This window comes from Herbidospora sakaeratensis, assembly GCF_001570525.1.
Taxonomy (GTDB): domain Bacteria; phylum Actinomycetota; class Actinomycetes; order Streptosporangiales; family Streptosporangiaceae; genus Herbidospora; species Herbidospora sakaeratensis.
On the sequence record NZ_BBXC01000007.1, the window covers coordinates 518,252 to 536,100 of the forward strand.

Below are 17,849 nucleotides of genomic sequence, written 5' to 3' on the forward strand. Positions count from 1 at the left end.
GTCTCATGACACGCAGACGTGTCATCGCGTTAGCAGTCACCGCCCTTGCCCTCCCGTTCGCGACGCTCCTCCCCGCCACCGCCGGGGCCGCGGCGCCGGCCCCGCCCTCGGCGCCGCTGAACGACTTCCGGCACTGGGACGGCAAGCTCGCCGACACCTTCCAGGGCAAGGAGATCGACCTGCCGGCCCGTTACGAGCCGTCGAAGGCGCGCAGGTCGACCGCCGCCGCGGCCGCCACGCCGCCGGTGGGCACGGTGCGGAACTGGCTGGCCATCGACGACACGCAGGCCGGGGGAGCGCCGTTCCCGAAGGCGTTCACCCTGCGCGGCGTCGGCGACAAGATCGAGGTGTGGGTCGCGAACGATCTGTCGTTCCCGGCCGGGGACTGCCGGGCGCAGATCCCGAACTCCACGACGATCACCGACGCGCAGGTCGCCTACTTCGTGAACGAGTTCGACACGAACATGTACCCGAAGGAGACGGCGGCCTTCTCCACCCCGCCCGACCGCGACGGGACCAACGCCCGCATCCCCGGTGACTACACCGGCGACGGCGACAAGACGGTCGCGCTGATCGACAACATCCGCGACGACAACTTCTACGACTTCCCGGCCAACCCGACCTACATCGCGGGCTTCTTCTCGGCCGGCATCAACGAGCGCGTCGACCGCAACGTCATGACCGTGGACGCCTTCGACTGGGCCCACCGGACCGGCGACCAGCCGGCCGACGAGCCCACCGGCGACCTGTGCACCAGCCGCCCGGCCCGCCCGAACGCCTACGAGGGCACGTTCGCGCACGAGTGGCAGCACCTGCTCATGTACTACACCGACCCGTTCGAGGGGAACTGGATCAACGAGGGCCTCTCGGACTTCGCCCAGACCCTCACCGGCTACGTCGACGCCCGGGCCACCATCAACGACTTCGGCGCCGACAGCCACATCTACTGCTTCCAGGGCTTCGGCAACGTCCAGGCCCGGTACAACCCCAACCCGCGCCAGTGCGGCGGCCCGCAGAACTCGCTGACCCTCTGGGGTGAGGGCGAGCCGAGCGAGGTGCTCGCCGACTACGGCAACGCCTACGAGATCATGCTCTTCCTGTACGACCGCTACGGCGCCGACTTCATGTCGACGTTGCACCGCGACGGCGAACACCAGGGCCTGGCCAGCCTGCAGGCCGCGCTGGCGGCGGAGGGCGCCGACCTCTACCGGGTCATCCACGACTACCAGTCGATGGTCCTGCTCGACCGGATCGTGGAGAGCCGCACCGGCATCGTGCTGGGCGTGCCCAAGTCGCGGGTGACCTCGGCCTCGCTGAGCTCCACCGTGAACCTGGCCAACCCCGACACCTACGACACGCCCGGCGCCGCCCCCAACGGCGCCGACTACGTGACGCTCCAGAAGGCCAACGGCCAGCCGTTCAAGGGCAGCGAGCTGCGCACGCTGAAGTTCACCGGCGCCACGGGCCTGCCCGCCCTGCCGCTGGCCTGGACGATCGTGACCAACGAGCCCGACCGCCCCGGCAACCCGGTGCTGTTCTCCGGCAACGAGAACAACCTGAACGTCAGCGCCGTGGCCGAGGTGAGCGTCCCGGCCGCCGACCCGACCCTGCGCCTGCTCGCCAAGTACGGCGCCGAGGAGGGCTACGACTACGGCTACGTCGTCGTCTCCACCGACGGCGGCGCGACCTACACCCCGGTCGCCGGCGACCAGACCGTCGAGGGCCCGCTCGGCCCGTCGCTGAACGGCACCACCAGCGGTTTCGAACCGCACACGTTCGACCTGTCCGCCTACGCGGGCCAGAACGTCCTGCTCGGCTTCCAGTACGTCTCCGACGGCGGCGTCAACGAGGGCGGCCTCTACCTCGACGACGTCACCGTCGGCGGCACCGTCGTCAGCGACGGCTCCAGCCTGGAGCCGTTCGACTCCTTCACCGAGATCAAGCCGACGGCCGTGCACAACTGGAACGTCCGCCTGGTCGGCCTCGACGAGAAGCACAAGGTCGCCGCCCAGGTCGAGTTCAACGGCAAGGGCACGATCAACCTCAACCGCCTCGAACTCCTGCTCGCCCGCCCGTTCACCAAGATCGTGGCGATCGTGGCGTACGACGAGCCGACCGAGCTCGGCCAGCAGTACGCGCCCTACACCCTGACGGTGAACGGCGTGACCCAGCCCGGCGGCTGATCGTGCTGACCCGGCGCTGCGTGCAGATGCCTGACTAGCCGGGCGGGCATTCGAGATGCTCCGTGACCCGCATGCCTGGGGCTAGGCGTGCGGGTCACGGTTTTGTCCGGGCTCTGGGCCCGAGCCCGGCACGTGCCGGGCTCGGGGCGTGCGATTCTCGTCGCCCTCCAACCTTTTGCGGCGGTGGCGCGTCTCACCAGTCATGATCAAGCGAATCATTTCAATCGCCGCCGTCGTCGCGGCCGTGGGCGCCTTGACGCCCGCCACGGCACAGGCATCGGCCGGGCAGGTGCTCAAGCTGCGCAAGGGACTGACGATCACCCTGCCGAACGCCTGGAAGGTGCACGGCAAGGGCGACTTCACCTACGTGGTCGCCGGTAAGTGCAAGAAGCTCCATCAGCCCGGCTGTCACCAATTCTCGATCTTCGGCCCGAAGGGCATCGCCATAGGGGATGAGCTGTTCGAGCCCTACACGGGCAAGTCGCCCTACTACCCTGCCACCGACGTGCAGCCGTGCCCGCTGAACGCGAAGTGGAGCTACGGTGGCGGCGCCAAGCTCCTCACGTCCGGCTATCGCGAGATCGGCAAGGGGCACAAGGCGCAGTACCGCGCCTGGCGGATCACGTGCGTCGGGAACGACTCGTCCAAGGTGAAAGCGACCTTCATCCAGCGCGAGTGGCTGCTGCCGAAGTCCAAGATCCTCGTCGTCGACAAGTTCAGCACTGCCGGCCTGTCCGAGGTGCTCACGAACGCGGTCTGGCGCTGACCGATCGGCTGATCACCGGCGCTCGGGTACCTCAAGCCGGAACTGGCCTCGTCCGACGGGCAGGCCATGACGGTTCGAAAGGGAATCCGGCCACGATCTCCGGGCAGCTTCGATCACGAAATGTGGGCCAGATCGCTGATTTGTCGCCGCGTTCTGGTAGGAACAGGGCCCATGCTGACAATCCTCCCGGAGAACATCCACCCTGACCCGTGGGACCTCTACGACGAGACCTACGCCGGTCTGGACGTCTGCGTCTTCCCGCCGGACGACGACGACGACGAGAAGCTCCCGGCCGCCGGGTCGGTGGCGTGGCGGATCGCCGAACCCGACGCCTACGACGCCGAGGAGGGCGCGTTCGCCGGGACCCTCCAGGTGTTCCTCGACCAGGTCGCGACCGAAGAGGTGCGGGCGCTGGTCATCGGGTGCTGGGAGCAGGCGTACGACACCGACTCCGCCGCGATCGTCACCCTGTTGGCCGAGAACGCCAAACGGTTCCCGGCGCTGCGGGCGATCTTCCTGGGCGCGATCCAGTCGGAGGAGGCGGAGATCTCCTGGATCCAGCAGTCCGACGTCACCGCGCTGCTGACCGCCTTCCCGCAACTGGAGCGGCTGGAGGTGCGCGGCGGCAGCGGCCTGGCGCTCTCGCCGGTCCGGCACGAGAACCTGCGGGTGCTGCGGTTCGAGACCGGCGGCCTGCCCGCCGAGGTGGTGCGCGCGGTCGCCGCGTCCGACCTGCCCGCCCTTGAGCACCTCGACCTGTGGCTCGGCATCGACAACTACGGCGGCGACTCCACCGTCGCCGACCTGGCCCCGATCCTGGCCGGCGACCGGCTGCCCGCCCTGAAGCACCTGGGCCTCCAGGACAGCGACCACCAGGACGAGATCGCCGCCGCCGTGGCGGCCGCCCCGATCGTGGCCCGCCTCGACGTGTTGTCGCTGGCCATGGGGACGCTGGGCGACGAGGGCGCCGAGGCGCTGCTCAGCGGCCAGCCGCTGAGCCACCTGAAGATGCTCGACCTGCGCCACAACTACGTGACCGACCCGCTGGCCGAGCGCCTGCGCGTCTTCGTCGGCGACGCCGAGCTCGACCTGGAGGAGCGCAAGGAGCGCGACGACTGGATCTACGTGTCGGTGGCCGAGTGACCCACGAGTTCTTCAGCGACGTGTCCGACGGTGTCTGGACTCTCCAGGCGATGGAGGAGGACGACGACGTCCTCGCGGAGATGGACGCCGTCTTCGAGCGGGGCGACACCGACAAGGTGGTCGCCGTCCACGTCGACTCCTGGCCCGAGATGTACGAGGAGAGCTCGGCGGCCATCGTCGAGAAGCTGGTCGCCAACGCGCACCTGCTCCCCGGCCTGCGCGGCCTGTCCCTGGGCCACGTCGACCCGGAGTGGTGCGAGATCTCCTGGATCCAGCTCAGCGACCTCACGCCGCTGCTGACCGCGTTTCCCGGCCTGGAGCGCCTTGACCTGCGGGGCGGCGACGGGCTGGCGCTGACCCCGCTCCGGCACGAGAGCCTGCGGGTGCTCCGGGTGGAGTGCGGCGGCCTGCACAGTTCGTTCGTCCGGTCGCTCGCCGCCTGCGACCTGCCCGCGCTGGAGCACCTGGAGCTCTGGCTGGGCGTCGAGCGCTACGGCGGGAACACCTCGGTCGCCGACCTGGCCCCGATCCTGGCCGGTGACCGGCTGCCCGCCCTGAGGCATCTGGGGCTGCAGGACAGCGAGATCCAGGACGAGATCGCCGCCGCGGTGGCGTCCGCGCCCGTCGTGGCCCGGCTCGACGAACTCGACCTCTCGATGGGCACGCTGACCGACGCCGGGGCCGAGGCGCTGCTCGACGGCCAGCCGCTCAGCCACCTGATGGTGCTCGACCTGCACCACAACTTCCTCAGCGACGCGATGGCCGAGCGCGTCGAGAAGGCGCTTCCGGGGGTCGACGTCAAGCTGCACAACCGCCTCGCGCCGCGCGACGACCGGTTCTACGTGGCGGTGTCCGAGTGACCTCGCTCAGCCTGCCGCTGTACCCCCGGCAGAACGACGACCACCGGAAGCGCTATGCCAACCTGCCGGTCGTCGGCTGGTACGGCGACGATCCCGGGGAACCTCCCGCAGACAGCCCCGGAGCCTGGCACCTGTCGGTGTTCGAGACGGATTTCGGCAAGCTCATGGACGCCTTCTTCGAGCGGGTCGACACCGAGACGGTGCCGGCCCTCGTCATCGGCGACTGGCGCGACATGTACACGGACAGCTCGGCGCCCATCGTCGAGAAGCTGGTCGCCAACGCCCACCGGCTGCCCGCCCTCCGGGCGCTGTTCCTGGGCGCGACGACGGGCGAGTGGTGCGACATCTCCATGATCCAGCAGAGCGACGTCACCGCGCTGCTGACCGCGTTCCCCGACCTGGAACGCCTGGAGATCCGGGGCGGTGAGGGACTGGCTCTCAGCCCGGTCCGGCACGAGAAGCTGCGCATGCTCCGGGTCGAGAGCGGCGGTCTGAGCGGCGCGTTCGTCAGGGGAGTCGCCGCCTGCGATCTCCCGGCGCTGGAGCACCTGGAGCTCTGGCTCGGCGTCGAGGAGTACGGCGGCGACTACACCGTCGAGGACCTCGCGCCGATCCTGAGAGGCGACCGGCTGCCCGCCCTGCGGCACCTGGGCCTGCAGGACAGCGACCGCCAGGATGAGATCGCCGCCGCCGTCGCGGCCGCCCCGGTCGTGGCCCAATTGGAGAACCTCGCCCTGTCGATGGGCACGCTGACCGACGAGGGCGCGGAGGCCCTGCTCGGCGGCCAGCCGCTGACCCACCTCGACCAGCTCGACCTGCACCACCACTTCCTGAGCGACCCGATGATGCAGCGCGTCGAGAAGGCGCTGTTCGTGGTGGGCGTCGACCTCGGCGACCGCCCGTACGACGACGACGGCTGGTTCTACGTGGCGGTGGGCGAATGACGATCTCCCTCGACCTGCCCCGGCACACCGACGACACCGACGTCTACTACCGCCGCTACGCCGGCCTGCCGACGGTCGACTTCAACGGCAAGGCCGACCACCCGCCGGGCGAGGTGGCCTGGGAGGTGGGCTCCTGGGAACTGGCCGACTTCTACGACGCCGTCGACAGCCGCCAGGTGCGCGCCCTCGTCGTCGGCGGCTGGGACGCCGACCCCCATCAGGTGGTCGAGGACCTGGTCGCCGCGGCCCCCCGGCTGCCGGCGCTGCGCGCGCTCTTCTTCGGGGCGATCCCGCAGGAGGCGCAGGAGATCTCCTGGATCCACCAGACCGACGTCACCCCGCTGCTGACCGCGTTCCCGGATCTGGAACGCCTGGAGACCCGCGGCGGCATGGGCCTGCGTCTCTCGCCGGTTCGCCACGAGCGGTTGCGCATGCTCCGGGCCGAGAGCGGCGGCCTGGACGGCGACTTCGTGCGCGGCGTCGCGGCGTGCCGGTTCCCCGCGCTGGAACACCTGGAGCTCTGGCTCGGCGTCGACGAGTACGGCGGCGACTACACCGTCGAGGACCTCGCGCCGATCCTGACCGGCGACGACCTGCCTGCCCTGAAGCACCTGGGCCTGCAGGACAGCGACCGTCAAAACGACGTCGCCGCCGCCGTCGCCACCGCGCCGATCGTGGCCCGGCTCGACAGCCTCGCCCTGTCGATGGGCACGCTCACCGACGAGGGCGCCGAGGCCCTGCTCGGCGGCCAGCCGCTCACCCACCTGCGCCGGCTCGACCTGCACCACCACTACCTGAGCGACGCCATGATGGCCCGGTTGTCCGCCGCTCTCGCCCCGGTCGAGCTCGATCTGGAGTCCCAGGAGGACCCGGAGGAGTACGACGGCTGGCTCTACACCGCGGTGAACGAGTGATCGTCGTCGGCACCCCCGGAGACCGCCGCGCCGACCTGTTCGGCGCGGCGGCCCGCGCCCACGGCCTGGGCGAGATCACCGTGGTCCCGTGGACGGAGGTGCTGACCGGCGCTCCGCTCGCGTTCTCGGGCCTGGTCCGGGTCGACTCGCCCGGCGAGTCGGCCGAGGCCGACGCCCTGCTGCGGGGCGCGGGCGACCCCACCCGCGTCGGGGGAGGGGCGACCTGGTACACCCGGTTCGTGGACGGACTCGGACGGGTGGCCGGGGCGGGCGGCGAACTCCTGGCCAACGTCGAGGAGATCGCCGTCATGTTCGACAAGCGACGCTGCCACGCCCTGCTCGCCGGGGCGGGCCTGCCCGTGCCCGGAGGCGTGACCGTGACCTCCTACGGCGAGCTGCGCGACCAGATGCGGGCACGGTCGTGGCCCCGGGTGTTCGTCAAGCCCGCCCACGGCAGTTCCGCGTCGGGGGTGATCGCCTTCGAGACCTCCGGGACCCGCCTGCGGGCCGTCACCTCGGCCACCGAGGACCTGCGGAACTCGCTGGCGGTCCGGACGTACACCGACGAATCGACCGTCGCCCGGATCGTCGACGCGCTGGCTCCTGACGGGCTGCACGTCGAGCGCTGGTTCCCGAAGGCGTCGGTGCCGGGCGGCTGCTTCGACCTGCGGGTGGTCACCGTGGCCGGGCGGCCGACCCACGCGGTGGCGCGGGTGAGTCGGGTGCCGATGACCAACCTGCACCTCGGCGGGAGACGCGGCGACGTGGGGGAGATCCGGGCCCGGCTGGGCGCCGGCCGGTGGGACGAGGCGATGGAGATCTGCGCCCGCACCGCCGCCTGCTTCCCCGGCAGCCTGACGACCGGCGTCGACCTGATGATCGGCGCCGACTGGCGGTCGATGGCGGTCGCCGAGGTCAACGCCTTCGGTGACCTGCTGCCCGGCCTGGGCGCGCTCGACGGCAGCGGCCTGACGACCTACGAGTGCCAGGCGCGGGCCATCGCGGCGGGGTGGCGACCGTGCGCGACATGAACACGGTCGTGGGGACCCACGACATCCTGCTCGTCACCCTCGACACGCTGCGGTGGGACGTGGCCGAACGGCTCATGGCCGAGGGGCGCACGCCGGGCTTCGCCCGGTTCCTGACCTGGGAGAAGCGGCACAGCCCCGGCAGCTTCACGTTCGCCTCGCACGCCGCCATGTTCGCCGGGTTCCTGCCGACGCCGGTCACCCCCGGGCCGCACACCCGGCCGTTCGCGGCGTCGTTCCCGGGCAGCGCGACCACCGCGCCGCAGACCTGGGTGTTCGACGCGCCCGACCTGCCGACGGGGCTGGCGAAGGCCGGATATCGCACGGTCTGCGTCGGCGGGGTCGGATTCTTCAACCGGCTGAGCCCGCTGGGGTCGGCGCTGCCCGGCCTGTTCCAGGAGAGCCACTGGGCGCCCGAGTTCGGGGTGACCGCCCCCGACTCCTTCGAACGGCAACTCGACCGGGCCGAGGAGGTGCTCGACGGCGTGCCGGAACCGGTCTTCCTGTTCCTGAACGTCTCGGCGCTGCACCAGCCCAACCGCTTCTACCTGCCCGGCGCGGCCGACGACTCGATCGAGTCGCACGCGGCCGCGCTGGAGTACGTCGACCGGCACGTCGCCCGGCTGTTCGCCCTGATGACCCGCCGCCGGCCGTGTTTCGTGATCGTCTGCTCCGACCACGGCACCGCCTACGGCGAAGACGGCCACGTGGGCCACCGGCTCGCGCACGACGTCGTCTGGACCGTGCCCTACGCAGAATTCGTCCTCGACCGGAGCTCCGATGATCAGTCCGTATGAGAGTTACGTCTACGCGTACCCCCACAAGACCGCCTACCGACCGCTCGACCCGCGCCCGGCGCTGACCGACGTGTGGCGGGGCGAGCGGGCCGGGTCGTTCTACGCCCACATCCCGTTCTGCGAGATGCGCTGCGGCTTCTGCAACCTGTTCACCCGGACGGGCGCCCCCGAAGAGCTGGTGGCGGCCTACCTCGACGCGCTCGAACGCGAGACGCTCGCCCTGTCGGACGCGCTCGACCCGGCGTTCACCACAGCGGCGATCGGCGGCGGCACGCCCACCTACCTGAGCCCGGCCGAGCTCACCCGGTTGTTCGACGTCACCGGCAAGATCACCCCTTGGGGCGAGATCCCGCTGTCGGTGGAGACCTCCCCGGCGACCGCGACGCCCGACCGGCTGGCCGTGCTGAAGGAACGCGGCACGACCCGGGTCTCCATCGGGGTGCAGAGCTTCGTCGACGAGGAGGCCCGCGCGGCGGTCCGGCCCCAGAAGCGCGCCGAGGTCGACGGGGCCCTCGACGCGATCAGGGCGACCGGCTTCCCGATCCTGAACATCGACCTGATCTACGGCATCGACGGCCAGACGGCCGCCTCGTGGCGGCACTCCCTGGAGACCGCGCTGCGCTGGGCCCCCGAGGAGCTCTACCTCTACCCCCTCTACGTACGCCCCCTCACCGGCCTCGGCAAGATCGGCCGCGACTGGGACGACCAGCGGATGGAGCTCTACCGCGAGGGCCGCGACCTGCTGCTCGACCGGGGCTACGAGCAGGTGTCGATGCGCATGTTCCGGCTGCCCGGCACCGGGACCTCGACCGGCTACTGCTGCCAGACCGACGGCATGGCGAGTGTGGGGTGCGGGGCCCGGTCGTACACGGGCACCCTGCACTACTCCCACGAGTACGCGGTCGGCGCGCGGCACGTACGGTCGATCATCGACGACTACGTGCGCCGCGACGACTTCACCGAGGCCCTGATCGGCTTCACCCTGGACGAGTCCGAGCGGCGGCGGCGGCACACGATCCAGAGCCTCCTCCAGAAGGACGGCCTCGACCTGGCCCTCTACCGGAGCCGGTTCGGCGGCGAGCCCGACGTCACGGCGGTGCCGGCCGAGTGGCTGGTCCGCGACGGCGACGTGCTGCGGCTGACCGGCGAGGGCCTGGCCCACTCCGACGCGGTCGGCCCGGCCCTGTTCTCCGCCGAGGTCCGCGCCCTGATGGCGGGCAACGACGCCCGATGACGCACCTGACGATCCTCTATCGCGGGCCGCTGGCCAGCTGCGACTACGACTGCGCCTACTGCCCGTTCGCCAAACGGCGGGACACCCCCGAGCAGCTGCGCGCCGACCGGGCGGCCCTGCTCCGCTTCACCGCGTGGACCGCCGAGCAGGACCACGAGGTGAGCGTGCTGTTCACGCCGTGGGGGGAGGGCCTGGTCAGGTCGTGGTACCGGGAGGCGATGGTCGGGCTCAGCCACCAGGCCAACGTGCGCCGCGTGGCCGTCCAGACCAACCTCAGCTCCCGGACCGGCTGGCTCGACCGGGCGAACCCCGAGAAGCTGGCGCTCTGGGTGACCTACCACCCGACCCAGGTGACCTACGACCGGTTCCTGGCCAAGGTCACGGCGCTGCCGGTCCCCCACAGCGTCGGCGTCGTGGGCGACCCGGCCCATCTGGAGCACGCCCGGCGGCTCCGGAAGGACCTCCCGGCCGCCACCTACCTGTGGATCAACGCCGAGGAGGGCCGGACCTACACCGACGACGAGGCGGCCCGCTGGCAGGAGATCGACCCGCTGTTCCACTACAGCCGCTTCCCGCATCTCAGCGCGGGCCAGGCGTGCCGGACCGGCGACACGGTGATCTCCGTTGACGGCGACGGGACGGTCCGGCGGTGCCACTTCATCCCGACGGTCCTGGGAAATCTCTATGACGGCACGTTCCGCGCCCGGCTGGGGCCGAGGGCCTGCCCGAAGCTGGAGTGCGACTGCCACATCGGCTACGTGCACCTCGAACCGACCGGCCTGTACGACGTCTTCGCCGGGGGCGTGCTGGAACGTATCCCTCACAGGGTTCTCCCAGAACCGTCCAGGAAGCCCTGAGCCGGAGGGCGCAGGCTCGGCCGCATGATCGAAGTGACCCGGCTGAGCAGACGCCACGGCGACGTCGTCGCCGTCGACGACCTGACGTTCGACGTGAAACCCGGCGCGGTGACCGGGTTCCTCGGCCCCAACGGGGCCGGCAAGACGACCACGATGCGGCTGATCCTCGGGCTCGACGCCCCGCACGCGGGGAGCGCCCGGATCCTCGGCGCGCGCCTCGCCGACCTGCCCGAGCCGATGCGGGCGGTCGGGGCGCTGCTGGACGCGGCGGCCGTGCACCCCCGCCGGTCGGCCCGCGACCACCTGCGCTGCCTCGCGGTGAGCAACCGGCTCGGGCGGCGGCGGATCGACGAGGTGCTCGACCTGGTCGGGCTGACGGCGGTGGCGCACCGGCACGCGGGCGGCTTCTCGCTCGGCATGAAGCAGCGCCTCGGGCTGGCCGCCGCGCTGCTCGGCGACCCCGGCGTGCTGATCCTCGACGAGCCGGTCAACGGGCTCGACCCCGAGGGCATCGTCTGGATCCGCACCCTGCTCCGCGACCTGGCCGCCGAAGGGCGGACCGTCCTGGTCTCCAGCCACCTGATGGCCGAGACGGCGGTGACCGCCGACCGGCTGATCGTGGTGGCGCGCGGGCGGCTGATCGCCGACACCACCGTCGAGGCCCTCGCCCGGCCCGACGGGGTGCTGGTGCGCACCCCGGAGGCCCGCCGGTTCGCGCGGGCCCTCGTCGCCCACGGCGCCTCGGGGGTCGAGCCCGACGGCGACGAGCTCGTGGTGCGGGGGCTGGCGCCGAGGCGCGTCGGCGAGCTCGCCGCCGCCGAGGGAGTGGTCCTGTACGAACTGACGCCCCGCCGCGCGTCGCTGGAAGAGGCGTTCATGGAGCTGACCCGATGATCGCCGCCATCCGCTCCGAATGGGCCAAGACGCTGACCACCCGGTCGAGCTGGTACACCCTGGCGGCGGTCATCGCGCTCGGCGCGCTGTTCGCGCTGCTGTTCGGCTACGCCGGCGCCGCCGAACACGCCCGGATGACCGCCGCCGAGCAGGCCGCCTACCGGCCCTCGCCCGACTTCCGGCCGCTGATCTTCGTGCAGATCGCCGTCGGCTACTTCGGCCTGCGCGCCTTCACCGTCGAGCACCTCACCCGGACGATGGCGCTGACCCTGACCACGGTGCCCCGCCGGGGCCGGGTGCTGGCCGCCAAGGCGATCGTCTGCGCCGGGCTGACGCTCGCGGCCGGGACGGTGACCGGGCTCGTCGTGGTCTTCGTCAACCGGGCCGTGCTGACCTCGCGGCAGGTGCCCGTCAACACGCTCTCCGAGCCCGGCATGCTCCGGGTGCTGGCCGGGCCGGGGCTGCTGCTGACCCTGCTCGGCCTGATCGGCCTGGCCGTCGGCTGCCTGGTGCGCAGCACCTCCGGGGCGCTGGTCGTCACGATCGTGATGGGGGTGTTCGTCCCGGCGATGGCCTCGCTCTACCCCGAGTGGCTGGCCTGGCTGATCCTCAGCTACTGGCCGATCACGGCCGGGCTGCGGCTGCTCAGCCTCGACGCCGACCCCGACCTGCCGGGCCCGGCGGCCGGCCTCGCCGTGACCTGCGCCTGGGCCGTGATCCTGCTGGCCGCCGCGTACGCGGTCTTCCGGCGGCGGGACGCATGATGTGGGGGACGAAAGGGGCGTGATGGAGCGGCTGCTGGTCGTCGACGACGAGCCGACGGTACGGGAACTGCTGTCGGCGACCCTGCGCTTCGCCGGGTTCGAGGTCGCCTCGGCCGCCACGGGGGCCGAGGCCGTCGAGGCGGTCCGGCTCTCCCGGCCCGACCTGATCCTGCTCGACGTGATGCTGCCCGACCTCGACGGCTTCCAGGTCGTCCGCCGGCTGCGCGACCTGGCCCGGCCGCCGGTGCCGGTGTTGTTCCTGACCGCCCGCGACTCCCCGGCCGACAAGGTCACCGGCCTCACCCTGGGCGGCGACGACTACGTCACCAAGCCGTTCGACCTGCCGGAACTGCTGGCCCGCATCCGCGCGATCCTGCGCCGCACCGGCGTCCCGCACGCGCACGCCGTGGTCGTCGGCGACCTGGAGGTCGACGTCGAGGGCTGCCACGTGCGCCGGGCCGGGGTGACGGTCCGCCTGTCGCCCACCGAGTTCCGCCTGCTCAGCTACCTGGCCGAGCACGCGGGCCGGGTGGTGTCGAAGACCTCGATCATCGAGGACGTCTGGCAGTACGACTTCGCCGGCGACACCAGCATCGTCGACACCTACGTCAGCTACCTGCGCCGCAAACTGGAGACCGGCGGCCCCCGGCTCATCCACACCGTCCACGGCGTCGGCTACGTCCTGCGCGAGCCCCGATGACCTCCCTGCGCGGACGCCTCCTCCTGATCACCTGCGCGCTGCTGGCGGCCGGCCTCCTGCTGAGCGGCTCCATCGTCGTCGGCCTGCTCCGCTCGGGCCTGGTCGACCGCGTCGACACCCAGCTCCGCGTGTTCGGCGGCATCATCTCGGCCATCCCGCCCGTCCTCACCTCCCGCACTCCGGCCGACCGCGCGGCCGGCAACGCGCTGAGCACCAACCTCGACCTGATCAACCGCCTGTACATCGCGGAACTCGGCCCCGACGGCAAGCCGATCTCGGAGGTCCGCCTCCCACCGGGCCCGGGCGGCCCCGAACTACCAGCCGACGTGAGCGCCGACCCCGGAACGGACAGTCGCGCGCCGACCGCCCGCAGTGATGACGCGCGCGGCCCGGAGACGGCCGCTCCCGAGACGGCCGCTCCCAAGACGGCCGCTCCTAAGCCGGGCGTTCCCACGCCGACCGCTCCCACGCCGACCGCTCCCACGCCGACCGCTCCCACGCTGGGCGCTCTCGCGCCGGGCGGGGGTGCCGAGTGGGCTGTTCGGGACCACCAGCCCTTCGAGGCGCGGGATTCCGCAGGCGGGGCCGACTGGCGGGTGCTCGTGGTGCCGCGTCAGGGGACCGGCACCTTCGTGGTCGTGGCGGCCTCGCTCGACGCCGTGCAGGCCACGGTCGGGCGGGTGCGCGTCGTCTACGTCGTCTCCGGACTGGGGTTGCTGGCGCTGCTCACGCTCGCGGGGTGGTTCGCCATCAGGGCCGGGTTGCGGCCGCTGCGGGCCATCGAGGAGACCGCCGCCGCCATCGCCTCCGGGGATCTCGCGCGGAGGGTGCCCGACGCGGCTCCCGACACCGAGGTCGGGCGGCTGTCGGCCGCGCTCAACGGCATGCTCGGGCAGGTCGAGCGGGCCTTCGCCGCGCGGACCGAGTCGGAGGCCCGGCTGCGGCGGTTCGTCGCCGACGTCGGGCACGAGCTGCGCACCCCGCTCGTCGGCATCAAGGGGTTCTCCGAGCTCTACCGCATGGGCGGGCTGACCGAGGTCGCCCCCGCGATGGCCAGGATCGAGAGCGAGGCCGGGCGGCTGGGCCGGCTCGTGGAGGACCTGCTGCTGCTCGCCCGCCTCGACGAGGGCGGCGCCGCCCTGCCGCTGGAGCTGGCCCCGATGGACCTGCGCACCCTGGCCGCCGACGTCCGCCTCGACCTGCGCGCCCTCGCCCCCGACCGGCCGGTCGACCTGACCGGCCCCGACGGCGGGCCGCCCGGCTCGGCCCCGGTGATCGGCGACGAGGCCCGGTTGCGCCAGATCGTCACGAACCTGGTCGGCAACGTGGTCGAGCACACCCCCGGCGGCAGCCCCGTGCGCATCGGGGTCGGCACCCGAGACGGCGAGGCGGTGCTCGTGATCGAGGACCACGGCCCTGGCCTCACCCCGGAGGAGGCCGCCCGGGTCTTCGACCGCTTCTCCCGCGCCGACGCCTCCCGCAGCAGATCGGGCCCCGGCGGCGCGGGCCTCGGCCTGGCCATCGCCCGCTCCCTGGCCGAAGCCCACGGAGGCCGCCTCGACCTCCGCACCGCACCAGGCCGGGGGGCCGCCTTCACCCTGGCGATGCCCGGTCAGGTCTCCTTTTCGGGGAAGTAGTTCTCCTCGTTCACCCCGAACGTCCACGCCACACCCTGGCGGGCCCGCTGGACCCACGGCGGCACCCGCAGGAAGTAGGTGCGGAAGGTGCCGTCGGGCTCGGCGGTCGAGTTGACCACCTCGACCGTCACCACGTCTTCGTCGTCGGGCAGGCTGATGCGCCACAGGATGCCGGTCTCGTCGCGGTGGAGCGGGGTCGCGCCCGATTCGGACAGGTAGCGGTCGAAGCCGAAGTGTTCGAGCATGACCCGGCGCAACTCGGCGTTCTCCTCGTCGCGGATGCGCTCGGGGGTCAGGTCGGCCATTGACGCGACGAAGCCCTCGGGCACCGGCATGCCGTGCCACGACTCCAGCGCGAACCCGTCGGGGAAGACCAGCGCCGGGCCGTCGGAGCGGTGGAGGCGGCCCGCCTCGTCGAGGTGGAGCTCGGCCGGGCGCTCGCAGACGATGGCCGCGTTCGCATAGGGGAACCACCAGCCCGCGTGGCGGGACACCCGGGTCAGCCCGGCCAGGCCGGGGGCGTCGGCGAAGGCCGACAACCAGGCGGCGTCGTGCTGGCCGAGCACGGCGTCGAGCGCGGCCTGGCGCAGCAGGTCGCCGGCCCCTTCGCCGCCGAGCACCGACAGGCCGCGGCGGATCTCCTGGACGACCGTGTTCACCCTCGGCCACAACAACCCGCCGGTCGACTCCCACACCCGCGCCCACCCGGCCCCGCCGGTCTCGCGCAGCACGTCGGCGCGGGCCCACTCCCAGGGCTGGGTGCGCACCTCCTCGCGGACGGAATGGCCGAGCGGCTGGGCCAGCAGCGGCGCGGCCGACAGGATGAGCGAGCCCAGGCCGGCCTTGTTCAGCGCGTCGACGGCGGCCTCGCCGCCGTGGTGGATGGCGGCCGCCGCGGCGGCGACGACCGGCGACCCGGCCCACAGGATCACCGAGGGGGCGGCCAGCCCGGCGGCGGCGTAGGCCTCGCGGACGCCCGCCTCGGCCTCGGCGCGGTCGCCGGGGCCGGTCATGAAGGCGACGTCGGCCCAGGTCATGGTGGTCTCGACGCTCATCAGTCGGCCACCACCCGGAACGAACCCGGCACGTATTCACGCTGACGGACGATCCGGAACCAGCCCTTGGGCAGCGGGATCGCGGCGTGCTCCTCGTGCACCAGCCGGCCGCCCTCGGGCAGGTGGAGGTAGCCGGGGTAGAGGGTGCCGGGGCCGTGGAGCGCGTGGGCGTGGCCGGTGGCCTCGCCCAGGGCGAGCACGATGCGGCCCTTGTGGTCACGCGGCTCGGAGACGAGACCGGGAGGCACCGACGCCTCGGGGACCGGCATGATCAGGATGTCACCCTGTCGGTACATGACCAACCTTCCGTGTTCGGGGGTTGATCAGAAACTATCGACGGCCACCGACATTTCCCGGGCGACGGCGGCGAAGCCGGCGATCAGCGGGCTGCGGCGGCTGCCGCTCCAGGCCAGGCACACCTCGTTCGGCGGGATGTCGCCCACCGCGACGTGGCCGACGTCGGGGCGGGTGTAGAAGGCCGCCGCCGACAGCGGCAGGATGACGACGCCGTGACCTGCTGCGACGTGTTCGAGCTTCTCCTCCACGGCGCGGAACCGCACCTCGGGGTCGCGCCGCGTCGCGACCGCGCGCCACTCGGGGACGGCGTCGGGGTTCTGCAGGAGGCACTCGCCGGCCAGGTCGGCGATGCCGACGGCGTCCTTGCCCGCCAGGGGGTGGCCGGCGGGCAGCACGACGACGCGCGGCTCGCTCCACAACGGGAGCACGCGCAAGCCGCGCCGGTCGATCGGCAGGCGGACGTAGCCGACGTCGACCCGGCCGTCGTGGATGGTGGCGGTCTGGTCGTCCCAGGTCGTGCGGACCACCTCCACCGTCAGCCCCGGATGGCGCTCGCCGAAGGCCCGCACCGCCGAGGTGACGATCAGGCCGGGCATGAACCCGACCGTGAACACCTCACCGCCCCGGGCCGCGCGGGCGACGCGGCGGCGCAGCCCCTCGGCCGAGGCCAGCAGCGGGCGGGCGTCGGCCAGCAACTGCTCGCCCGCCGGGGTGAGCTCGGTGGCGCGTTTGGTGCGGACGAAGAGCTGGGCCCGCAGCTCCTCCTCCAGCGCCCGGATCTGGCGCGACAACACCGGCTGGGCGATGTGCAGGGCCTCGGCGGCGCGGCCGAAGTGCAGCCGCTCGGCCACCGCCACGAAGTAGCGCAGCTTCCGCAGGTCGACGTCCACCAGCGCCTCCTCCCGGTCGTGATGCCCTCAGGGTATTGCAGGCGACGAACGAGGTCTTGGACGGCGGCCTGGCGGCGGAGCCATCGTGAAGGGGTCGGCGCACTTTTCGTACAGGAGCAGAGAACATGGATCTTCACGGCAAAAGGGTCGTCGTGCTCGGCGGCACCTCGGGGATCGGGCTGGCCACGGCGCGGGCGGCGGCGCGGCAGGGGGCCGTCGTGACGGTCGCCTCCCGCCGCCGGGCCGGGGTCGACCACGCCCTCGCGTTGCTGCCGGAGGGCGCGGTGGGCCGGGTCGCCGACCTCACCGACGCGGCGGCGGTGGCGGCGGTCCTCGCCGAGGCGGGGCCGATCGACCACCTCGTCTACACCGCCGGGGAGCCGCTGGCGCTCATGCCGGTCGACGGCCTCGACCTCGACGCGGCCCGCGACTTCTTCGCCGTGCGCTACTTCGGCGCGCTGGGCGCGGTGCGCGCCGTCCTGCCCCACCTGCGGGCCGACGGGTCGATCACGCTCACGACCGGGACCGCCAAGGACCGGCCGGGGCCGGGCTGGTCGGTCGCGGCGAGCATCTGCGGGGCGATCGAGTCGCTGACCCGGGCGCTGGCCGTCGAGCTCGCGCCGATCAGGGTCAACGCGGTGGCTCCCGGGTTCGTGCGCTCGCCCCTGTGGGCCGGGATGGGGGAGGAGGCCCGCGAGCGCATGTACGCCGAGGCCGGGGCCGTGATCCCGGTGGGCCGGGTGGGCGAGGTCGAGGACGTCGCGCGGGCGTACGTGTTCCTGATGACCGAGCCGTTCGCCAGTGGGACCGTGCTGACCGTGGACGGCGGGCACGTGCTCGTCTAGCCCAAATCCGGCAAAAGGGGCGTGTGACCACAAATCGGGTG

The 17,849-nt window shown here is 72.4% G+C and carries 18 protein-coding genes; 15 read left to right on the plus strand and 3 right to left on the minus strand.

The features are described from left to right. Window positions 1-5: 5 nt before the first annotated feature. The 14 genes from AW271_RS02180 (at window position 6) to AW271_RS02245 (ending at window position 14,721) form a co-directional block, all read left to right on the plus strand. A complete protein-coding gene (locus AW271_RS02180; protein ID WP_063817827.1) occupies window positions 6-2,183 on the plus strand; it encodes a M6 family metallopeptidase in 2,178 nt (725 codons plus the stop codon). A gap of 202 nt (window positions 2,184-2,385) precedes the next feature. Further along, window positions 2,386-2,949: a hypothetical protein gene (locus tag AW271_RS02185; RefSeq protein ID WP_062330900.1), complete on the plus strand. Its 564-nt coding sequence runs from the start codon at window positions 2,386-2,388 to the stop codon at window positions 2,947-2,949. A gap of 171 nt (window positions 2,950-3,120) precedes the next feature. Beyond that, the gene (locus tag AW271_RS02190) at window positions 3,121-4,092 is read left to right on the plus strand and encodes an STM4015 family protein (protein WP_169806260.1); all 972 of its coding nucleotides are present in this window, start codon (window positions 3,121-3,123) and stop codon (window positions 4,090-4,092) included. Continuing rightward, window positions 4,089-4,952, plus strand: coding sequence for an STM4015 family protein (locus AW271_RS02195; protein ID WP_062330903.1), 864 nt, complete (start codon window positions 4,089-4,091; stop codon window positions 4,950-4,952). The genes AW271_RS02190 and AW271_RS02195 overlap by 4 nt, the downstream gene beginning before the upstream one ends. Further along, window positions 4,949-5,896 (plus strand): STM4015 family protein, encoded by a 948-nt coding sequence (locus AW271_RS02200; protein WP_245652892.1) that lies wholly within the window; start codon window positions 4,949-4,951, stop codon window positions 5,894-5,896. Before AW271_RS02195 ends, AW271_RS02200 begins: the two co-directional genes overlap by 4 nt. After that, window positions 5,893-6,810 carry an STM4015 family protein gene (locus AW271_RS02205; protein ID WP_062330906.1) on the plus strand — a complete coding sequence of 306 codons (918 nt, stop codon included), beginning with the start codon at window positions 5,893-5,895 and terminating at the stop codon, window positions 6,808-6,810. Before AW271_RS02200 ends, AW271_RS02205 begins: the two co-directional genes overlap by 4 nt. Beyond that, the gene (locus AW271_RS02210; RefSeq protein WP_157553862.1) at window positions 6,807-7,841 is read left to right on the plus strand and encodes an STM4014 family protein; all 1,035 of its coding nucleotides are present in this window, start codon (window positions 6,807-6,809) and stop codon (window positions 7,839-7,841) included. The genes AW271_RS02205 and AW271_RS02210 overlap by 4 nt, the downstream gene beginning before the upstream one ends. Continuing rightward, window positions 7,838-8,635 (plus strand): STM4013/SEN3800 family hydrolase, encoded by a 798-nt coding sequence (locus tag AW271_RS02215; protein ID WP_062332978.1) that lies wholly within the window; start codon window positions 7,838-7,840, stop codon window positions 8,633-8,635. Before AW271_RS02210 ends, AW271_RS02215 begins: the two co-directional genes overlap by 4 nt. Next, window positions 8,619-9,869, plus strand: coding sequence for an STM4012 family radical SAM protein (locus AW271_RS02220; protein ID WP_062330910.1), 1,251 nt, complete (start codon window positions 8,619-8,621; stop codon window positions 9,867-9,869). Before AW271_RS02215 ends, AW271_RS02220 begins: the two co-directional genes overlap by 17 nt. Then, window positions 9,866-10,726 carry an STM4011 family radical SAM protein gene (locus AW271_RS39370; protein ID WP_062330912.1) on the plus strand — a complete coding sequence of 287 codons (861 nt, stop codon included), beginning with the start codon at window positions 9,866-9,868 and terminating at the stop codon, window positions 10,724-10,726. Before AW271_RS02220 ends, AW271_RS39370 begins: the two co-directional genes overlap by 4 nt. A 24-nt stretch (window positions 10,727-10,750) precedes the next feature. Beyond that, the gene (locus AW271_RS39375) at window positions 10,751-11,620 is read left to right on the plus strand and encodes an ABC transporter ATP-binding protein (RefSeq protein ID WP_062330915.1); all 870 of its coding nucleotides are present in this window, start codon (window positions 10,751-10,753) and stop codon (window positions 11,618-11,620) included. Further along, window positions 11,617-12,384, plus strand: coding sequence for an ABC transporter permease (locus AW271_RS02235; protein WP_062330918.1), 768 nt, complete (start codon window positions 11,617-11,619; stop codon window positions 12,382-12,384). Before AW271_RS39375 ends, AW271_RS02235 begins: the two co-directional genes overlap by 4 nt. 22 nt (window positions 12,385-12,406) lie before the next feature. Further along, complete coding sequence (locus AW271_RS02240; protein ID WP_062330921.1) at window positions 12,407-13,084, plus strand: response regulator transcription factor; 678 nt, start codon at window positions 12,407-12,409, stop codon at window positions 13,082-13,084. Further along, complete coding sequence (locus tag AW271_RS02245) at window positions 13,081-14,721, plus strand: sensor histidine kinase (protein ID WP_062330924.1); 1,641 nt, start codon at window positions 13,081-13,083, stop codon at window positions 14,719-14,721. The genes AW271_RS02240 and AW271_RS02245 overlap by 4 nt, the downstream gene beginning before the upstream one ends. Here AW271_RS02245 and AW271_RS02250 read toward each other — a convergent pair. Genes AW271_RS02250 through AW271_RS02260 form a run of 3 tightly spaced genes read right to left on the minus strand, consistent with a single transcriptional unit; the run spans window position 14,697 to window position 16,963 of the window. Next, window positions 14,697-15,776 carry a DUF6745 domain-containing protein gene (locus AW271_RS02250; protein ID WP_062330928.1) on the minus strand — a complete coding sequence of 360 codons (1,080 nt, stop codon included), beginning with the start codon at window positions 15,774-15,776 and terminating at the stop codon, window positions 14,697-14,699. The genes AW271_RS02245 and AW271_RS02250 overlap by 25 nt on opposite strands. Further along, entirely contained in the window at window positions 15,776-16,072 is a 297-nt protein-coding gene (locus tag AW271_RS02255; RefSeq protein WP_062330931.1) for a DUF8820 family protein, read from the minus strand. Before AW271_RS02255 ends, AW271_RS02250 begins: the two co-directional genes overlap by 1 nt. Before the next feature lie 27 nt (window positions 16,073-16,099). Further along, complete coding sequence (locus AW271_RS02260; RefSeq protein WP_062330934.1) at window positions 16,100-16,963, minus strand: LysR family transcriptional regulator; 864 nt, start codon at window positions 16,961-16,963, stop codon at window positions 16,100-16,102. A 125-nt stretch (window positions 16,964-17,088) separates the two neighbouring features. Here AW271_RS02260 and AW271_RS02265 point away from each other — a divergent pair, with 125 nt between their 5' ends. After that, a complete protein-coding gene (locus AW271_RS02265) occupies window positions 17,089-17,808 on the plus strand; it encodes an SDR family oxidoreductase (RefSeq protein WP_062330936.1) in 720 nt (239 codons plus the stop codon). Window positions 17,809-17,849 lie beyond the last annotated feature (41 nt).